3 protein-coding genes are annotated in these 2833 nt (G+C 35.3%); all 3 read right to left on the reverse strand.

Annotated features, from left to right (window positions below; genetic code table 11):
• Nucleotides 1-870, reverse strand: an 870-nt coding sequence (locus tag ABX784_RS16715; protein WP_372656202.1) for an FHA domain-containing protein, incomplete at its 3' end; no start/stop codon positions are given.
• Nucleotides 851-1849 (reverse strand): FHA domain-containing protein, encoded by a 999-nt coding sequence (locus ABX784_RS16720; protein WP_372656203.1) that lies wholly within the window; start codon nt 1847-1849, stop codon nt 851-853. The genes ABX784_RS16720 and ABX784_RS16715, both read right to left, overlap by 20 nt.
• Nucleotides 1846-2833 (reverse strand): hypothetical protein (locus tag ABX784_RS16725; RefSeq protein WP_372656204.1); only part of this gene is annotated, 988 nt, incomplete at its 5' end. The genes ABX784_RS16725 and ABX784_RS16720, both read right to left, overlap by 4 nt.

The following is a 2833-nucleotide window of genomic DNA, read 5'->3' on the forward strand; positions in this document are numbered from 1 at the left end:
CTTTAACTTTGCATGTGTAGATGAGACTTCTGGGTCATTTAAAACAATCTGACATTTGGCAGGATCTCTACCTATAAGGACTTCTTGCTCATCAACATTGAACCTGTCATATGGTGCATTTTCACCAAATAATTCAACAAAGAATGAAGCAAAGGATTGTAAGACTTGAGTTTTATCATCTTGATCTTCAAAGTCATCATCTAGACCGTAGTCATCATATTCCTCTTCATAATCTCCGTTATCAACATCTTCGCCAAACGTCTCTGTTCCATCATTATCCTCAGGAAATTCTACGTCATTATTTTCACCTGAAAAAAAAGATGTATTCTCTCCTATTGCAGAGGCCTCTCCACTTTCATTATCATCAGCAGCGTCCTCTTCTAATGAATCTAGAGGCTCGAGATCGTCACTCTCGCTAATATCATCAGAGAGTTCATCTGACACTTCTTCAATTTCATCATCACTACTCAAAGCAATAGTTTCTGTCATTGGAGCAGTATCTTCTTCCTCTTTTTCTTCTATATCTTCTGGAACATTCTCAGTTAATTGACCTTTATTAAACTGGCTAATAAAACAAATTATTGAAAATGGACCAATCGTAATCATATCACCATTATGAAGAGCTGACTCGACAACATGGCTGCCATTTAGAATAACTTTTCCAAACTCTGAGATTTCTTTTATTTTCCAATTTTGACCATCATAATCAAGTTGAGCATGCTCTCTAGAGACCATCTTATCATCTAAGCAAACATGACACTCATTTGAACGACCAATTAGGAAGCTGAGACCTTGACCGGCCATTGTAAGTTCACTTGTTAAATCAAACTCGCCTACAGTAATGTTATTTCTAGAAACATTTAACTTCATCAGCCCTTAATCCTTGCTCTTGAACAATTATATCAATTTCTTTTTGAGCTCTCTTATATCTTTCATCTTCAGGTCTTTCTTGAAGGTATCTTACAATTGAACAATATATTCTAACTGCTTTTTTAAACTTTAATGAATCAATCTCTCTTTTCGCTTTATTGAACTGACTCTTTACTTCTTCATCTAAGAGCATTCTAGACTTTTCTAAATATGCACTTGCTCTACCATGGTTTGGACTTAATATTAGGGCCAAGCTAAATTCTTCAATTGCTCTTATATAATTCTTCTCTCTTAGTTCTCTAAATCCACGGTGAAGGATTGTTCCTATTTTCTCTTCCGTTTCTTTATCATAATTCTGATTTCTTCTCTTTAAGTCAGTTGCCAAACTCTTATCTTCGATAACTTTTGCTGATGCTTTCTTTGGTGTTTTTTTAACTTCTTCACCCTCATCTAGAAATACAAACAGTAATCCAATTATCACAAGACCATAAATTAACTTTTTCTTTTTGGCAGCCGCCTCGTCCTTAGCCTTCTTTTTCTTTGGACTCTTTACTTCCTCATCTTCATCATCATCTTCGTCTTCATCATCCTCTAAATCTTCTTCCTCAAGAGCAATCAATTCATTCTCAACAACAATAATATTAAATTTAAAAACTGTTTGCCCTATTATTATCTTATCGCTATCTGAAAGCTGATGTTGGTTAACTTTCAAATCATTAACTATAATTCCATTCTGTGAACCCAAGTCAGTCAAGATATATGAGTTTCCAAACCTTGTGAGCTCAGCATGCTCTCTAGAAGATTTTGCATCGAGAACCTGAATATCAGCAGATTCTGTTCTTCCTAGAACTAGCCTCTTTCCTCTTAAATAATAAACAAGCCCCTTATTCTTCCCAGTCATGCAAAGAATTCTATAATGAGTTCCTATAGCTTCGGGCTTTTTTAAGTCTCTTGTTAACCTTATACTTTGACTCTTCATACTCTCACAAATGTTATATAGTATGCTTTTGCAAAATTATCTTTACCTAACAGACTAGCAATATGTATTTCATATGGGTTACCTTGAAGATCATATTCCCCTTCTTGGTTTGTCCCTCCGTTATTAGCAGAGTTATCACATAACTCAATAATAGTTCCTGCAAAACCCTTCTCTCTGGAAACATCCGAAATATTCATACCTTGTGAGCTTGACTCTCTAATACCTGTTATATCTTCAGCTTCATTTGTTAAGGCCTGAACATTTTTTTCGGAATCTAGAATGAGTACAGGAACACCAGCTCCTCTCATAAATTCTTTTAAGGTATTTACATATCCTTCATCACTTTCCATTTCCGCAAATTCATCATCAACTTCCTCGTTTTGAAGCTCTCTATTTCTTTGAAGTATAGAGTTCACTGAAGATCTCAATGCATTCATCTCACTAAAAAGAAAACGACTTTCTAAGTTTCGCCTCTTTCCTCTTAGCGCCTCTTCAATCTGGTACTTCATCTCTTCAAGTGGTTTTATTGTTAGATAGTAAACGATTGAAAAGAAAACAATTGCGACTAAAAATGAAGTCATTAAAGCTTCAAGGTATGCCTTTGTACTTTCCTGACTTTCAACAGCAAGAGACTTAGGACTAAATCGGATAGCAATAACACCTACAGGCTCAGTTTGTCCTGTCTTAGGATTGAATGCCATAATCTTTTTACCAATCCCAATCTCCCCACCATCAAGTCTCTTCTTATAAATATTCTCTTCTGTTCTTGTTTTCTGGGCCCATTCCTTCACTTTAATCGAATGAGTATCAGTAATGTAACTATTCATACGAACCAATGGTCTTACAATTCTTCCATCCAACTCAAAGAGGTCATAACTTGTAACGTCTTTGATATTATTCATGAATGCTGTATTTAACTGATCTAAATTTTTAGCTTCGAGAGCACGTGCATTTGTTCTAGCAATCTCTTCTGCGTAATGAGCA

Origin of the sequence: Halobacteriovorax sp. (assembly GCF_041587335.1) — a bacterium.
Lineage (GTDB): Bacteria > Bdellovibrionota > Bacteriovoracia > Bacteriovoracales > Bacteriovoracaceae > Halobacteriovorax.

Excerpts from the sequence above, each read along its gene's own strand:
- ABX784_RS16720 (WP_372656203.1), bottom strand. The coding sequence starts at position 1,849 with ATGAAGAGTCAAAGTATAAGGTTAACAAGAGACTTAAAAAAGCCCGAA.